The sequence below is a fragment of the Pseudofrankia sp. DC12 genome (genome assembly GCF_000966285.1).
Lineage (GTDB): Bacteria > Actinomycetota > Actinomycetes > Frankiales > Frankiaceae > Pseudofrankia.
This window is the reverse complement of the sequence record NZ_KQ031391.1, coordinates 5,407,880-5,422,453: the sequence shown is the minus strand read 5'-3', so window position 1 is coordinate 5,422,453 and position 14,574 is coordinate 5,407,880. Positions and strand designations below refer to the sequence as shown.

Sequence of the window (14,574 nt, the reverse complement as noted above, 5' to 3'; positions counted from 1 at the left end):
CCCGCCGCAGTGATCAGTTCTCGCGCTTACCGGGGTTGCCCGCCGGGGGCGTCGCGCCCAGCGGAGCCACCGTCTCGACGCTCCACGCGACGCCGTGGCGGCCGTTCATCTCCCAGACCCGCGCCCGCAGCCCGGACAGCGTCACGGGCTGGCACATCTCGACCTTCGGAGCCGACGCCAACGCGACCCGCAGCTTCAGCACCGACGCGCCGGCCCCGCTCACCGCGACCGTCACGTCCAGGTCCCACAGCGGAACCCCGTCGAAGTTCGTCCGCTGCTTGCCGTCGTACAGCGACGGCACCGGGTCCGACATCACGACCGCCGAAATCACCTTCGACATGTCGACCGGAATAACGTTCATGACCACTCCAATACGAAAGGAAAAAGGTTCCGGCCAGCCGGGTACCGGCCGGTTTCAGGGCGCACGAAACCAGCGCCCCGGCTAGGGAAAGGGAAAGAGGGGGGAGAGAGAAGGGGTTAGGTCTGGATGAGGTAGACCGGGTTAGGTGCCGGCGGCGCCGCGCGTTCCTCGTACCGGGCCGCGAGCCAGCCGAGCATGATCCCCGCCGCACCGACCGCGATCATGCACAGCACGTAGAGGATCAGCGCGGTAGCCGCGATACGTTCGGCGGCGCGGCGTTCCCGCTCGTCACGGGCCTGCTGTCTCGGGCTGGTCATGGTCGGCCCCGGCGTAGCCGCAGCCCGAACCAGCACATCCCGCCGCCGAGCAGCGCGACCGGCCACGGGAGCTGACCGTCCAGGCCCGCGAGCGTCAGATACAGGCCGCAGAACCCGAGAACCAGCGGCCGGAACAACGGCCGCCGCTCTGAGGGCAGCATCAAAGGAAACCTCCCAGCGTCAGACAAACGGAAACGACCCCCGGCCGGTGGTGGCCCGTGCCGGTGCCCTTTCAGGTTCCGCTGCCCGCGTGGATCGCGCAGTACGCAGACCGTCAAATATGGCCAGGTGTTTCCGGCGCCAACCCGGCGCCAACCCGGCGCAGAACCGGCGCCGATCCGGCGGCGCGAACCCGGCGCGAACCCGGCGCCGATCCGGCGTGGATCCGGCGTGGATCCGGCGGGAAGTGGGCGCCGCCGTCACAACACCGCGACAAGCCACCCGCGAACGCCGTGGTGTAGCTGTCTGATCGCGATAGGTGTTCGATGTGTCTTCCGTACGCGGACTGATCATCCGGGAGTAGCCGTGCCACAGCCTGACCCGCCCGCCGCCGACCCTGTTGACCTGCTCGACGGGCTCCTGCACGAGCTGTTGGCCTATGGGGTGTCCCACGCGGCTGACCTGGTCGCGACTGATCCGGGCCAGGCGCTGACCGACCTGCTCTGCCCGCCCGCGCAGGGAGCTGGGAGTCGTCATGACCGGGCGATCCGGGCGCACCGGGTCCTGGTCGCCGCCGTCGCCGCGCTCGGCCGGCCCGCCACACCCGCGTTGGAAGCGTTGCTCGACCTGCACCCGGCCGCGCGGCCCGTATCACGACGGGCGCCGTTGACCAGGACGGAGCGCCGCGAGCAGGCCGGCACCTACTACCGCGTCACGAGCGAAACGGTCCGCCGCCACCATGAAGACCGTCTGATCCACCGGCTCGCGGTGGAGCTGTACCAGCGGGCACACCTCGGCGAGGCCACCACCCACGCCACCGACCCGCAGCCCGACCACACCCCGCCACCGGCCGACCGTTTCCCCACCGCCGGCCCGCCGCCGCCGAGCCAGTACCCGGCGCCGGCCGGTGAGCGGGTGGCGGGCGTGGACCGGCCGTGACCGTGCCCGACGGGCCAGGAGGTGAGCCCCTCGGCGACACGGACCCGCGTTGGGTCGGCCCCTACCTGATCCGCCGCCGCCTCGGCACAGGCGGCATGGGCACCGTCTATCTGGCCCGCAACCCCGACGGCTACCTGGTCGCCGTCAAAGTCATCCACACCCCCAGCGGCCCCGGAGCCCGCGCCCGCCTGGCCCGCGAGGTTGCCTACGCCCGCCGCGTCCCACGCTTCTACACCGCCGCTGTGTTGGATGCGGTGGTCGAGGCGACGCCGCCGTACTACGTCACCGACTACATCCCCGGCGCCACGCTGGCCGACGCCGTCCGTACAACCGGGCCGCTCCCGCCATTGGAAGTCCTCGGCCTGGCCGTCAACGTCGCCGCAGCCCTCTCCGCGATCCACGGCGCCGGGCTGATCCACCGCGACCTCAAACCGTCAAACGTGATCCTGTCGCCGTCCGGCCCCCGGGTCATCGACTTCGGGATTTCCCGGGCCACAGACACCGACGTCACGCGCCTGACCGTCGAGGGCGCCCGCGTCGGGAGCCTGCCGTTCATGGCCCCCGAACAAGCCGACGCCCTACCCATCACCTCAGCCGTCGACGTGTTCGCCTGGGGTGGCCTGGTCCTCTACGCCGCCACCGGCCGCTACCCCTTCGGCCGGGCTACCACCGCCGAGGATCTGATCGAGAAGATCCTGTTCGAGCCGGTCGACCTGACCGGGATCGACGCCCCGCTGGCAGCCGTCGTCGCGGCCGCGATGGCGAAAGACCCCACCCGCCGGCCCAGCGCCACCGACCTGCACCACACCCTGGTCGATCTGCCCGCCGCCCACCAGCTCCCCGCCGGCCCGGTCACCCACGACGAGCCACCCCAGCATCCCGGCCCGGCCGCGCTCACCCCGCTATGGCCAGACCCACCCGCACCCCCACGCCACCGGCCAAGCCGCGGGCGTGCCGCTCTCGCCGCCGCGACCCTCACCGCGGGCGTTCTCGCCGTCGTCCTCACGCTCACCCTCACCCGCCCCCACCGGGCAGACCCGCAACGCTCCCGTGTCGTGGCAGGCACACCCACCAGCCAGACCACAACCCCCGGCCCGGACGTCTCACTCTCGCCGCTGACCAGCGCCAAGCCTCTCGCGACCCTGAAAGCCCCCGGCGCGATCACCGCCGTGCGCTACCTACCAGGCGCCCCGGCGCTTCTCGTCGCCTCGACCGGGGGCAGCGCCCGCCTGGTCGACATCCACGACCCCGCCCACCCCCTCACCCTCGGCTACCTACCCGGCCCGCCTACGCTCGCCGCCGTCTTCACGCCCGACGGGCGGACCCTTGCGACGACCGACAGCGGGACAGTCCGGCTCTGGGACGTCTCCGACCCCACGCACCCCACACTCACCGCGTCGATGCCCGACACCGCCGACCACCACATCGCGATCAGCGACGACGGGAAAATCCTCGCCGCCGGCAACAACGCCGGACGTGTCTCCCTCTGGAACATCACCAACGCGGCCACCCTCACCCCCAACGGCGCACTCCAGTTCCCCGGCCGCGCCGTGACCGGCCTCGCCTACGACTCCCGCGCCGATGACTTCCTCATCACCGTCCCCGACGGCATGCAACTCCGCCACGCCGACACGTTCACCATCGACACCTCCGACGCGGCCACCACCGGGCACCCCACCAGCATCGCGATGGCCGCCGACGGAACCCGCGCCATCGCGGCCCAGGACGACGGCACCGTCTTCCTCTGGAACATCGCCGACCCCGCCCACCTCACCGCATCTGGCATCGCGGTCGTCGCACCCGCCGGAACTGCGATCGCGCTCAGCCACGACGGCACGCTCGCCGCGATAGCCGCCGGCCCCGACCTCTACCTCATCCACATCGACGACCCGAAGGCCCCCACCGACGCAGGCGCGTTCGCCACCGCAGGCGCCCCCGTCACCGACCTCGCCATCAGCGCCGACGCCACGACCATCGCCACCGGCTCCACCGACGGCACCGTCGCTCTCTGGCACCGCCCCACCTGACCCGCACGACGCCGACCCGATCCGCACCCGAGCCATCCCCGGACACGAGACAGGGGCACAGACATCGTTGTCTGTGCCCCTGCCCGACGGAACGCGCAGCCGAAGGCCCATCTCCTGTGTGGTGGCCTTGTCGGACCACATTTTCAGCGTGAACCCTCACGACCTGTCGCGTCCGTACCCGCGCCTGGTTGGTCACCAGGCCGGGCAGTCTTCTTCTCGGCCGCCGCGTAGAGCCGGGCCGCCGCGAGCTGTTCCACGAACGACACCGGCGCCAGGTACGGCGGCACTCGCCACCCGTCTGACCACGGCAGGCTGATCGGTATGGTCCGGTCGTTCACGCGGTCGCCGCCGTGGCCCGGTCGGGCGACAGGCCCGCCAGCCAGTCCGGCGCGTACCACTCCGGGGTGACTTCCCAGACTGCCCGGACCCGGGTGTGACCGCCGTGGGACACGAGGACCTCATGAGGGATCGCGAGCTGACGCGGAGCCGGTAGCGGCCGGTCCGCGTAGGTCACCACCGTGCGCAGGTCATCGCGTCCGGCCCGCAGTACGTCCGCGACCGCCAGCGCGAGCGCCACCCGCACCGGCCACGCGCCGGCCCCGCAGATGACCGCCGATGCCACCGACGACGACCGGCGCAGGTCCCACGCGACCCGGGTCCGTTCCGACCACACGACCGGCACGAACCCGACCCCGTCAGCCGTGGCCGACAGCGACAGATCCAGTTCGGGATCACGGTTGCGGTACACCACACCGCCCCGCCGGGCCGGAAGCTCCACCGTCAGGCGCGGCACCGGCACGGTGATCTCGCCGCCGCCCTCCCGGGCCACCGTCACCGTCACCGGGGTTCCCGGCCTGCTCATGGCTTACGCGCCAGCAGCCCGTAGAGACCGACCTGCCCGTCTGTGACCCCGCCGGGTCCATGGTCCGGCCGCCAGCGCTGCACCGGCACGACCCCCGGAGCGCCGATCCGCATCCCAGCCGGCACCAGCGCCGTGACCTCGGCCCGGCTACGGACCCGCACGGTGATCCCGCTATCCCGGTAGGCCCGCACACCCGCGTCGGCCTCCTTCGGGCGGAAGTCCCCCGTGCCATGGCTCAGCACCAGGCAGCTTCCCGGCGCCAGCGCGCCCAGCAGATCGGCGACCATGCCGGCCGGGTCGTCCTCGTCCGGGATGAAGTGCAGCAGCGCGCCGACGCAGACCGCCACCGGCCGCGACAGGTCCAGCCAGTGCCCCGCGTCCCGCAGGATGTCCGCCGGCCGACGCACGTCCGCATCCACGTAGGCCGTCACACCTTCCGGCCGGCTGGTCAGCAGCGCGCGGGCATGAGCCAACACCAGCGGGTCGTTGTCGACGTAGGCGACCCGTGCCGCCGGAATCAGCCGTTGCACGACCTCGTGCAGGTTCGGATCCGCCGGCAGACCGGTACCGACGTCCAGGTACTGATCGATCCCGTCCTCCGCCAGGACACGCGCCGCCCGCAGCAGGAACGCCCGGTTCTCCAACGCTCCGGTTCGCAGGTCCGGCACCACCGCCAGCGCTCTCTCGGCCGCCAGCCGGTCCGCCGGGAAGTGATCTTTCCCGCCGGTCAGGTAGTTGTAGACCCGCGCCGCATGCGCCACATCCGTGCGCAGATCGACCGCCGTCACGGCCCGAGACCCGGACAGGCCGCTCAGCGGCCCGTACTCACCGTCAGGCCCGACGCCCTCAAACCCGCCGGAACCGATCCTGACCACGCCCGTTCCGTCCCGTCTCCTAGAACCACCGGCCCGCGCCACGCAGACCGGCCGAACACTTCCCGCCGACGCCGGCCCGGTAGCGCGCAGCCGGTCCGCGACCCGCCGCAGCGTGACCAGGTCGGTTGCGAACACCGCCGGCACATCCCGCCACACGGCTACCGGCCCGGCCCTCATCCGGAACCGGCCAGTCGGTCCAGCCAGCCGCGTACCGGCGCCCACGGGACGACCTGCCACACCAACGCCGCCGTGACCGCACCCGCCGCATCCCGGACCAGGACCGGATGCCCCGTCGCCCCAGGACCCGACACCATGCGCGGCATCACCTCGCACATCACCGCCGGGCGCCCCGTCCGGGCGTAGAGCACGTCACCGACCGCCAACGCCAGCGCCGACCGCTGCGCCGACACCCCGACCGGGCACAGCACCACCACCGACACCGCGACCGCCGACGACGCCACCAGGCCCAGACCCACCCGCGTCAACGACGACCGTTCCGCCGCGATGAAATGCAGATCCGCCGGATCCCCGACGACCGCCGCCGCGTTCTGTTCCAACACGGACAACGGGCTATGCGCCGCGACCGGACCCGCCGGGCGCACCAACAGCCCCGACCGGTCCGCCGGCAGCTCGACCGGCAGCACCGGGACGAACACCGCGCCGGACCCGTCCGCCAACGCCGCCATCCACATCACCGGGCACCCCCAGTCCGCCGGCCACACCCGCCCGCAGGTGCCGAGCCGGCCCCCACGAGCAGACCGACCCGGCACCCGGCCGGCTAGGACGTCGCGCGCTCCGCCGCGATCAGGAACCGATCCAGCTCCCCGCCCTTGGCTGCCCGAATGTGGCTGTCCAACTCACCGGCCGAGAACGCCAACAGCCGGTCCGGGTCCATCGAGTCGCGCATGGCGAACCCGCCACCCGGGATGGGTGCGATCTCCACGCACATCCCGCCCGCGCCGTTGCTCTCCGCCGAGTGAAACCAGTCCAGATCCCCAGCCGACACACCCGACAGGTCAGGCTTCCGACGCTGCGCAGCCGAATACTCATGCCGCTCGTCCATGATCAATCCCTTTCGCTGAGGGGGCCGCCCGGCCCGCGCGCCAGGCGAGGAGGGACGCGGACCGGGCGAGTCATCGCGGCCAAACGGCCGACAAGAGTCACTATCCGTCGCTTCTCGCCGTCTGCCAGTGACAGACCGAGGGCAGTCAAGGGCAACCATGGGCCACAGAAAGGCGGCTTAGCCACGCACCGAGGGCCATCGCGTGGCCCCGCTAGTGACATGACGACACCAACGCGCCACGATCAGCAGCAGTAGCCGACCACCCTGGAGCCCAGATGCCGCCCAGGCCACCGCGCACCCTGCTCGCTCAGCTCATGAACGAGCGAGCCTGGTCCGTCGCGCCGTTCTGCCGGCGTTTCAACGACACCGCCCAGACGATGGGCCTGAACGTCACCGCCAGCGAGCGGACCGTAAAGCACTGGCGAGCCGGTGCCGTAGGCCGTCCCCATGAGTCCGCATGCCGGGTTCTCGAACGGATCTTCGGAGTATCTGCCGATGACCTATTGGCCCCGCCGAAGCCGCGAGTTGCCTCACAACAGGTAGGCCGGGCGGAGCCACACGTCCAGGCTCCGACCTACCGTGGCGAGAGGGGCGCTGACGTACCCCGGCAGGCAGAGCTATCCGAGCCGCGCGGTCCAGCAGAGAGGGCATCTCTCGTGACAGGCGACGCTGGGGACGCCCTGCGCTTCCTCGTGCGCGTCGACGATGCCCTGCCGGCCGAGTTCGTTGACCTCCTGTCCTCCGACGTCCGCCGTCTCGCACGTGCGTACGGAGATCAACTGACCTTCCTAGCGGATGACCTGGTTGTGGCCCGTCGCGCCGCGTTCCGTCTTCTTGACCGATCGAACTCGCCAGCGCGCGGTCGTGACCTCTACTTCCTTGCCGGCACCATCTGCGCCATGCTTGCCCACACAGCCCGCGACATGGGACAACGCGAAGCCGCCTTGTCCTACCAACAGAGCGCCCTTCTATGCGCCGAGAGATCCGGCCATCACGGGCTGCGTGTCTTCGTGCGAACGGAACAGTCCGCCACCGCCTACTGGACTGGCGATTACACCGAGTCCGCCAACCTCGCCATGCTTGCCGCAGCCGAAGCCCCGTCGTTCACGGGATCACTCTCTGTCCTGCCAGCCATCCAGGAAGCCCGCGCCTGGGCCGCTGCCGGTCGAGCCGACCTCTCAGCCGCCGCCATCGGCAAGGCCACCGACCTCCGTGACCACGTCCGCTTGGACGACCTCGACGCCATCGGCGGCATCCTCGCTCTGCCCCTACCCGAACAACTCGGCATCGTCGCGGGAACCGCCGCTTGGCTTCCCGACGCTCCCAACGCCGAACGCGCGGCCCAGAGAGCCGTAGAAGCGTTCCAGACCGCCGCCCCACACGAACGCTCCTACAACTCCGAAGCGATAGCGCGCGCCGACCTGGCCCTAGCCCGTCTCCGGCAAGGAGTCCTGGACGGTGCCGCCGACGCGGTCACTCCGATCCTCGACATCCCACCTGAGCGTCGCGTACACCAGATCCGGACCAGCGTCGCCCGCGTCGCCCATGCCCTCAGGGACGACCGATTCCGCGACTCGACCGCCGCCCGCGACACCGCAGCCGCCATCGAGTCGTTCACCACCACTATGCAGACACATACGGCTGGCATTGAGTCATTCCCGCACCGAGACGGTGCAAGCGAAGATCGTCGCCAATAATCTGTACTACTTCAAGGGCCGGCTCCGCCGGCCGCGCCGTGCCGCCGCACGCGCCACGCACGGCCGGGGCCCCGTCAGCCCGCCACGCCCCGGGGCCCCGCCTCGCTTCGCTCGGCACCCCGGACGTGTCGGGCTGCCACCCCGCCCGCGCGTGTCGGAGACGTCGGCCCGTCGCTGACGACCGAAAGCGGCCCAGTGAAATCCGTCGGCGGTCGGCAGCTCCCATCGGACAGCGATCACGCACCACCGGGATCCGCCCGTGCGTCGCCAAGCGCCCGCCATGCCTTGCCCCTACCGTCGCGGGACCTGACGGTTCTAGATCGTCGTGCCGATTAGCAAGTCCCGAGCGCTCCGCACCAGCACACCCGCCGCATATACCTGCTCCTCTGACGCTGACGCCAGCCCGATCAAGATTTCGCCCAGAGCCGCGTACAGAAGGTCTCGCTCGTCGCTGCCCGAATGGGCTGGACCCGCGCTCGCCTCATCGAGCCGGGTGATCGTACCCACGGCGAGGCGGTAGGCCGTGCCGGCAGGCCAACCACCATCTGTCCCAGCCAGGGACTCGTCAAGCCGCTTAAGCGTCCCAGCCTGGATCGGTTGAAGCCGCAGAAGCCGCTGGTAGGTGCCAGGAGCCAGCACTTGGCCCATCGTCAACCCGAGTGCGATCCGCCGCCGCTCTACCTCTGGCTTGAGTCGAGCAAGCTCATCGGCGGTGACCATCCCCCCACCCGAGCCCTTGCGGCTACCGCCTGGGCCCCGGCGGTCTGGTGCAAGCGCATCCCCCGTGTCCTCCATCGACCGATTATGCCAACAGGGCCGCGCACCTCGGAAACTCCCTCCGAGAACGACTAGGTACAGCCGGCCCAGTCGGCGCGATGGAGCCCGGACCCACTCTGAGCCGTTCCTGCGTGCGCCAGCAGATCCCCCATTCGCGGCGTCGACCGATTCAACGGCTTACCGCCGGAATCCAGACGTGACCGACAGGCGACGTCGCACGGCGAGGACGGCCACACCGCGTCGCGCGGCGGGTAGCAGAGGGTTGCCCATTCCCCGGCTGTGCCGATGATCTAACGGCATGGCGACGGTATCAAGGGCGGGCTACGCCCGTCGCTACGCGATCACCCTTCGGGCGACCCTTGACACCGCCACCATGCCGCTAAGTGCGGCACCTATGGGGGATGGGGGAGGAAAAATGGGAGGGCCGAAGACAGCCGCTCCAGGCCGTCTACCTGCGCGGAAGCGGAAAGGGCTGGACGCTACTAGCGCACGGAGAAAGAAACGCCACGCAGCCGGGAAACCCCACGCCGCACGGCGCGGAAAGTCCCGCAAGAGAGCACGAGAAAGGTTCCACGTGAAACCAGGAAAGCGCAGGGAATGCGGCATCCGAGGGCCGGTAAATGTTCGCCTTTTGGCCGCTCGAATTCTCCGAATCGGCTGCACCATACGGCCCGATCCGGTATCGTGAGACACGAAAGATAAATCAATAAAGCGGCCCGGGAAGGTGCTACCAACACCAATCCCGGGCCTAGATCCCAATCCTTACGCAGAAGGAGTGGAACCTGATGGCGAGTATGTCAGATGGGGTACGGGCCGTGTGCTTCGCCCGTCGCGGAGCCGGAGCGGCTTCGCTCGCGGAGCAGCGGGCAGCGTTCGAGACCGAGTGCGCGGCGCGTGGCTGGATCGCGGGCACCGTGGTCTGCCAACTCGGACGGGGTGGCGGCGACGGCCGGGCCTGGGCAGCAGTCCGCCGGATGGTCCGGACCCGCCGGGCGGATGTCGTCCTGGTCGACACGTTGGAGACGATCGGCGCGACCGAGCGCGACATCGCCCGGGAGCTGGTGTTGCTGCGGCATGCCGGTGTCCGGCTACTGATCAGCGAATTCGGGTGGGACACCGCCGACACCGCATCGTTCGGCCCCCAGGCCGCCGCGTTCGGCGCCAGCGTCGCCCTGACGGCGGTCGCGGCATGAGTAGCTGGCCACTGGCCCGCGTCGTGCCCCTCCCCGGCAACGGCTACGGCCTGGAGATCCTCACCGGAGCGACCCCCGCCGAGATCGCCACCGTCGCGGCAGGACTCCCACCGGCCGCGTTCATCGACCACACCTCCCTAGACGGCGGGACCACACTGCTCTTCCGCCGATTCCCACGCGGCGTGCCCGACCCCTCCGCACCCGACACCACCCACCACGCCGACCCCGACGCGCAGACTGTGGCCGACGGCTGGACGCCCGACGTCACCGGCATGCCCGACCGAGGCCTGACCCCCTACCAGGTCGCGGTAGGAACACTTCTGACCGCCACCGACGACCCGGCCATCGGCGCCCGGATCTTCGGACTCATCCAACGCGAAGACCCAAACGCCGTCATCGCACTCGCCAGCATCACCCGGCCGCCAGGCTGCCACTGCCAGCCCCAATAGACCAATCCTCACACCAGGTCACATGTCCTAAATGAAAGATGGGCAGAGATAAAGAGGACAAATTGGGGTATAGAACGCCGCCCCGCCTGCGCGGCTAGTGATCAAAGCGTCGCGATGGGGCGCGCGACCGCCTTGATCACTGACTGCGCAGGGGAACTGGTGGCGCACCGCCCCCGGTTTCGACGCCACCGCGATCCGTCACCGGCCACGATCTTGGCCCGCGCGCCGCCCGTACCCGCGCCCACGTGGCAGGACGGCGTCGGACCTGGGCCAGTGGCGCCAGATTGCTGCCGTTCGACGAATCAACCTGCGTGATCGACAGTTGTAAGACTGAGCGTTCTGGACTCAATATTTGGTAGCCTTCAGGAGTGGTAGCCGACCCGGGCGCGCCCGGGCAACGAGAGGGGCGTCGTGGAATGAACACCTACGTGTGGGACCCGTTCGCGGTACTGGACCGTCTGGACCGGGAGTTCGACGCCGTCGTGCGTGGTTCGCTCGGGTGGGACCGGCCGCGTGCGCGGCGCGCGAGCCTCGCCCCGGCAGCGCGGACCGCGCCGGCCGGCAAGGCCGTGGCGGCCTTCGGCCCCGGGTTCCGGAGCGTCGTCCCGTCAGCGGACGTCGTGACCACCGGGGGCGACATCGTGATCAACCTGGAGTTGCCGGGTCTGGACGTCGAGAAGGACGTTGCGGTCGAGATCGCCCGTGGCCGACTGGTCGTGCGTGGCGAGCGCGGAAGCTCCACCGAGTCGACGGAGGGCAGCCGGATCCGTCGCGAGAGCTGGCACGGTTCGTTCCGTCGCGAGTTCTCGCTGCCGGAGAGCGTCGCGGCCGACAAGGTCGTCGCGACCTATGACCGCGGCGTGCTGTCCGTCCGCCTGCCAGGCGCGGGAGCGGCGCCCGCGAGCACCCGGGTTCCGGTGACGACCGCAGTCCCGGCCGCCGAGGCTTACGCCAGCGAGCCAGCCCCGGTGGCCACCACGGTGCCCGCCGCCGAGGTTCCCGCTGATGAGCCGGTCGCGGTCGGCCCGGCGGCCGAGGTCGGTACCTCCGTGGAGTCCGGCGACCAGGCCGCGGCCTGACGCAGGACCAGATGGCGGTCCGCTCGGCGGCGCAGGGCCAGCCGTCCGCGTCCCCCGGACGGCCCGGGACCGCGCCGCCAGTGTCTCCCCGGCGGCAACGAGCCGGGCACCCTGGCCAGGGTGCCCGGCCCGTTGCGCGTGCGCTCCGGTCAGTCGTCGGTGGCGGGTGGGCTCGCCGCCTTGCGGCGCATGGTCGCGGCGGCACGGTCACGCTGGCCCGAGCCCCGGCCGGAGGAGCTGCGGGCGGACGGGGGCGGGACCATCGGGCCGATGTCGCCGTCGGGCGCCGTGTCGAGATCGACGATCACCGGGGCGTGGTCGGACGTGCCGGTGCCCTTGCGGGCGGCTCGGTCCACGTAGACCGCCGCGACCCGCTTGGCCACGTCGGCGCTCGCCAAGGTCAGGTCGATGCGCATCCCCATGTTCTTGGGGAAGCACAACGCGCGGTAGTCCCAGTAGGTGTAGACGGCCTCGTCCGGCCAGCGGGCCCGCAGCACGTCGATGAGGCCGACGTCGGTCAGCTCGCGCAGCGCGGCCCGCTCCGGCTCGGTGACGTGGGTGGCGCCGACGAAGTCGGCCGGATCCCAGACGTCGGCGTCCGTCGGGGCAATGTTGAAGTCGCCGAGGGCGATCGCCGGCTGGTGCTCGGCCACCTCAGCCACGGTGTCGCGCAGCGCGGCCAGCCACCGCAGCTTGTAGGCGTAGTGCGGGTCGTCGGGAGCACGCCCGTTCGGCACGTAGAGCGACCAGATCCGGATGCCGCCGCAGGTCGCCGCGATCGCCCGCGGCTCCGGGTCGGGGAAGCCCGGGTCGTCGGCGAAGCCACGCGCGACGTCGTCGAGGCCCGCGCGCGACAACAGCGCCACCCCGTTCCACCGGCCGTCGCCGTGATGCGCGTAGCGATAGCCGCGGCGGAACAGGTCCTCGTCGAAGGTCTCCGCGAACGTCTCGTCGTCGAGCTTCGTCTCCTGCAGACAGAGCACGTCGGGCTGGGCGAGGTCGAGCCATTCGATCAGCCGAGCCTGCCGCGCCCTGGCCGAGTTGATGTTCCACGTCGCGATCCGCACATCGAGAACGTTAGTCCCCCGGTCCGACAGCCCCCGAGATCCCACCCGGAACTGTGACGGGAGGGCGGGGCCGGGGCCGGCAGCTCCGCGGCGTCAGCCTGCTCGCCGTTTCCACCCTCGGCTGATCCTGCTGGCCAATTACACGCAGCTACGATTCGGCCGGGGCTGGCCGCCGATCAGGGGGCGAGCGGCCGCTCCGGCGTCCGTTATGCGGCGTATGCCTGGGCGCCTCTTCTAGATCACCGAGGCTCTCCTGAATGAACCAGCAGGGTCTCGGCTGGTTGCGAACCGGCGGCTGGCGCGACCGCGGGAGGTCCGCAACGCCGATCAGGCTGGACGAACGCCTGGCTGACCGGTGCGAGGCTCACGGCTGGCCCGCGCGAGCGGGGATCAGATGCTGGCCTGCGCGGGCACGTCGGGTAGGGAGTGCAGGACCTCGAGCCGGGCGTCAGGGTCCGCCGCCCCGGCGGTGCCGTCCGCCCCGGCGATCGTCGCGGCGACCTCGGCGCGGCGGGCGGCGAGGCCGGCCTCGGCCCTGACCCGCTCGCGCTCGCGGTCGAGGTCGTCGGCGGACCGCTCGTCGGCGGCCATCAGCGCGCCGAGGTCGACGTTCGCCATCTCCAGCACGCCGAGCTTCTCGTAGGCGTCCCGGATCGTCGGCCCCCACAGCCCGATGTCCCGCATGCACGGCACGATCCGGCTGAACAGCAACGTCTGGAACATGCGCATGTAGTCGGACCGCTTGACCAGCTCGGTGCTCTCGGCGATGTCGAGCCCCAGGGTCGCCCACACCTCGGCGCCGTTGATCCGCTCGTACATCAGATAGCAGCCCTCGGCCGCGAACTCCTCGCGCTCAGCCCGCTCGGCGTCGGACAGCTGCCGGTAGTAGTCCCGCAGGGCGAGCCGGCCGAACGCGACGTGCCGTGCCTCGTCCTGCATGACGTAGGCGAGGACCTGCTTGGGCAGTGGCAGCGGCGTCAGATCCCGCAGCACGCCGAACGCGGCCAGCGCCAGCCCCTCGATGAGCACCTGCATGCCCAGGTACGGGATGTCCCAGCGGCTGTCGGAGAGCGTCTGGTCCAGCAAAGCCTTCAGATGGTCGTTGATGGGGTAGACGAGGCCGAGCTTCTCGTGCAGGAAGCGGGAGTACACCTCGACGTGGCGCGCCTCGTCGATGGTCTGCGTCGTCGCGTAGAACTTCGCGTCCAGGTCGGGGACCGACTCGACGATCCGGGCGCTGCAGATCATCGCGCCCTGCTCGCCGTGCAGGAACTGGCTGAACTGCCAGCTGGCCAGGTGGCGGCGCACCTCGTCGCGCTGGCGGTCGTTCATCTTGTCCCAGACGGCGGTGCCGAACAGGGCGACCGACTCGTCGGGCAGGCCCAGCGGCCTGCCGTAGGGGACGTCGAGCGACCAGTCGATCCGGGTGCCCGCGTCCCACTGCTTGTCCTTGCCCTTCTGGTACAGGGCCAACAGCCGCTCACGCCCGTCGTCGTACTCCCAGCTGAACCGAGCGGCCCCGAAGGAGGGCACGTCCCAGGTCCGCGGCGCGACGGGAGCGGTGTAAAGCGGAAAGGTGGACATGGCGCGCGGCCCCCTCACGGTCCGCCGGCTCGGCGCGGCCGGCGGAGTTCGGATCGGTTCCTGCTCGGTGCTCCCACTGGGCGCACGCCCTGAATTCGCTGTCGCGGATGACGATCGGCGACGGC

The 14,574-nt window shown here is 70.8% G+C and carries 16 protein-coding genes; 6 read left to right on the top strand and 10 right to left on the bottom strand.

Annotated elements, in window-relative coordinates; genetic code table 11:
• Positions 1-13: 13 nt before the first annotated feature.
• The 3 genes from FRADC12_RS21815 to FRADC12_RS31630 form a co-directional block, all read right to left on the bottom strand.
• Positions 14-361, bottom strand: a complete 348-nt coding sequence (locus tag FRADC12_RS21815) for a hypothetical protein (RefSeq protein ID WP_045880005.1) — start codon at positions 359-361, stop codon at positions 14-16.
• A gap of 116 nt (positions 362-477) precedes the next feature.
• Entirely contained in the window at positions 478-678 is a 201-nt protein-coding gene (locus FRADC12_RS21810; protein WP_045878040.1) for a hypothetical protein, read from the bottom strand.
• Positions 675-839, bottom strand: coding sequence for a hypothetical protein (locus FRADC12_RS31630; protein ID WP_157488982.1), 165 nt, complete (start codon positions 837-839; stop codon positions 675-677). The genes FRADC12_RS21810 and FRADC12_RS31630 overlap by 4 nt, the downstream gene beginning before the upstream one ends.
• A 364-nt stretch (positions 840-1,203) precedes the next feature.
• On the opposite strand from FRADC12_RS31630, the gene FRADC12_RS21805 reads away from it, so the two are divergent.
• Both FRADC12_RS21805 and FRADC12_RS34075 read left to right on the top strand, forming a co-directional pair.
• Positions 1,204-1,776, top strand: a complete 573-nt coding sequence (locus FRADC12_RS21805) for a hypothetical protein (RefSeq protein WP_045878039.1) — start codon at positions 1,204-1,206, stop codon at positions 1,774-1,776.
• Complete coding sequence (locus FRADC12_RS34075) at positions 1,773-3,803, top strand: WD40 repeat domain-containing serine/threonine protein kinase (RefSeq protein WP_045878038.1); 2,031 nt, start codon at positions 1,773-1,775, stop codon at positions 3,801-3,803. Before FRADC12_RS21805 ends, FRADC12_RS34075 begins: the two co-directional genes overlap by 4 nt.
• A gap of 334 nt (positions 3,804-4,137) precedes the next feature.
• Here the strand turns inward: FRADC12_RS34075 and FRADC12_RS21790 are convergent, their stop codons facing one another.
• From FRADC12_RS21790 to FRADC12_RS21775, 4 genes are all read right to left on the bottom strand, one after another.
• Positions 4,138-4,665 carry a hypothetical protein gene (locus tag FRADC12_RS21790; RefSeq protein ID WP_157488981.1) on the bottom strand — a complete coding sequence of 176 codons (528 nt, stop codon included), beginning with the start codon at positions 4,663-4,665 and terminating at the stop codon, positions 4,138-4,140.
• A complete protein-coding gene (locus FRADC12_RS21785) occupies positions 4,662-5,675 on the bottom strand; it encodes an SAM-dependent methyltransferase (protein WP_232303953.1) in 1,014 nt (337 codons plus the stop codon). Before FRADC12_RS21785 ends, FRADC12_RS21790 begins: the two co-directional genes overlap by 4 nt.
• Before the next feature lie 38 nt (positions 5,676-5,713).
• Positions 5,714-6,226: a hypothetical protein gene (locus FRADC12_RS21780; RefSeq protein ID WP_157488980.1), complete on the bottom strand. Its 513-nt coding sequence runs from the start codon at positions 6,224-6,226 to the stop codon at positions 5,714-5,716.
• Positions 6,227-6,318: 92 nt separating this feature from the next.
• Positions 6,319-6,603 carry a DUF397 domain-containing protein gene (locus FRADC12_RS21775; RefSeq protein WP_052711302.1) on the bottom strand — a complete coding sequence of 95 codons (285 nt, stop codon included), beginning with the start codon at positions 6,601-6,603 and terminating at the stop codon, positions 6,319-6,321.
• Between the two features lie 275 nt (positions 6,604-6,878).
• Between FRADC12_RS21775 and FRADC12_RS21770 the strand changes: the two genes are divergently transcribed.
• Positions 6,879-8,300, top strand: coding sequence for an NsdA family TPR-like regulatory protein (locus FRADC12_RS21770; RefSeq protein WP_502685279.1), 1,422 nt, complete (start codon positions 6,879-6,881; stop codon positions 8,298-8,300).
• A 315-nt stretch (positions 8,301-8,615) separates the two neighbouring features.
• Here the strand turns inward: FRADC12_RS21770 and FRADC12_RS21765 are convergent, their stop codons facing one another.
• Positions 8,616-9,020 carry a hypothetical protein gene (locus FRADC12_RS21765; protein WP_045878033.1) on the bottom strand — a complete coding sequence of 135 codons (405 nt, stop codon included), beginning with the start codon at positions 9,018-9,020 and terminating at the stop codon, positions 8,616-8,618.
• Between the two features lie 842 nt (positions 9,021-9,862).
• On the opposite strand from FRADC12_RS21765, the gene FRADC12_RS21755 reads away from it, so the two are divergent.
• The 3 genes from FRADC12_RS21755 to FRADC12_RS21745 all read left to right on the top strand — a co-directional run bounded on the left by FRADC12_RS21755 (position 9,863) and on the right by FRADC12_RS21745 (position 11,798).
• Positions 9,863-10,270, top strand: a complete 408-nt coding sequence (locus tag FRADC12_RS21755) for a recombinase family protein (RefSeq protein ID WP_045878031.1) — start codon at positions 9,863-9,865, stop codon at positions 10,268-10,270.
• Entirely contained in the window at positions 10,267-10,719 is a 453-nt protein-coding gene (locus FRADC12_RS21750) for a hypothetical protein (RefSeq protein ID WP_084011092.1), read from the top strand. The genes FRADC12_RS21755 and FRADC12_RS21750 overlap by 4 nt, the downstream gene beginning before the upstream one ends.
• A 416-nt stretch (positions 10,720-11,135) precedes the next feature.
• Positions 11,136-11,798, top strand: a complete 663-nt coding sequence (locus FRADC12_RS21745; RefSeq protein WP_045878030.1) for an Hsp20/alpha crystallin family protein — start codon at positions 11,136-11,138, stop codon at positions 11,796-11,798.
• Between the two features lie 149 nt (positions 11,799-11,947).
• Here the strand turns inward: FRADC12_RS21745 and FRADC12_RS21740 are convergent, their stop codons facing one another.
• Positions 11,948-12,865, bottom strand: coding sequence for an exodeoxyribonuclease III (locus FRADC12_RS21740; RefSeq protein WP_045878029.1), 918 nt, complete (start codon positions 12,863-12,865; stop codon positions 11,948-11,950).
• Between the two features lie 390 nt (positions 12,866-13,255).
• Positions 13,256-14,449 carry a ferritin-like domain-containing protein gene (locus tag FRADC12_RS21735; RefSeq protein WP_045878028.1) on the bottom strand — a complete coding sequence of 398 codons (1,194 nt, stop codon included), beginning with the start codon at positions 14,447-14,449 and terminating at the stop codon, positions 13,256-13,258.
• Positions 14,450-14,574: the final 125 nt, after the last annotated feature.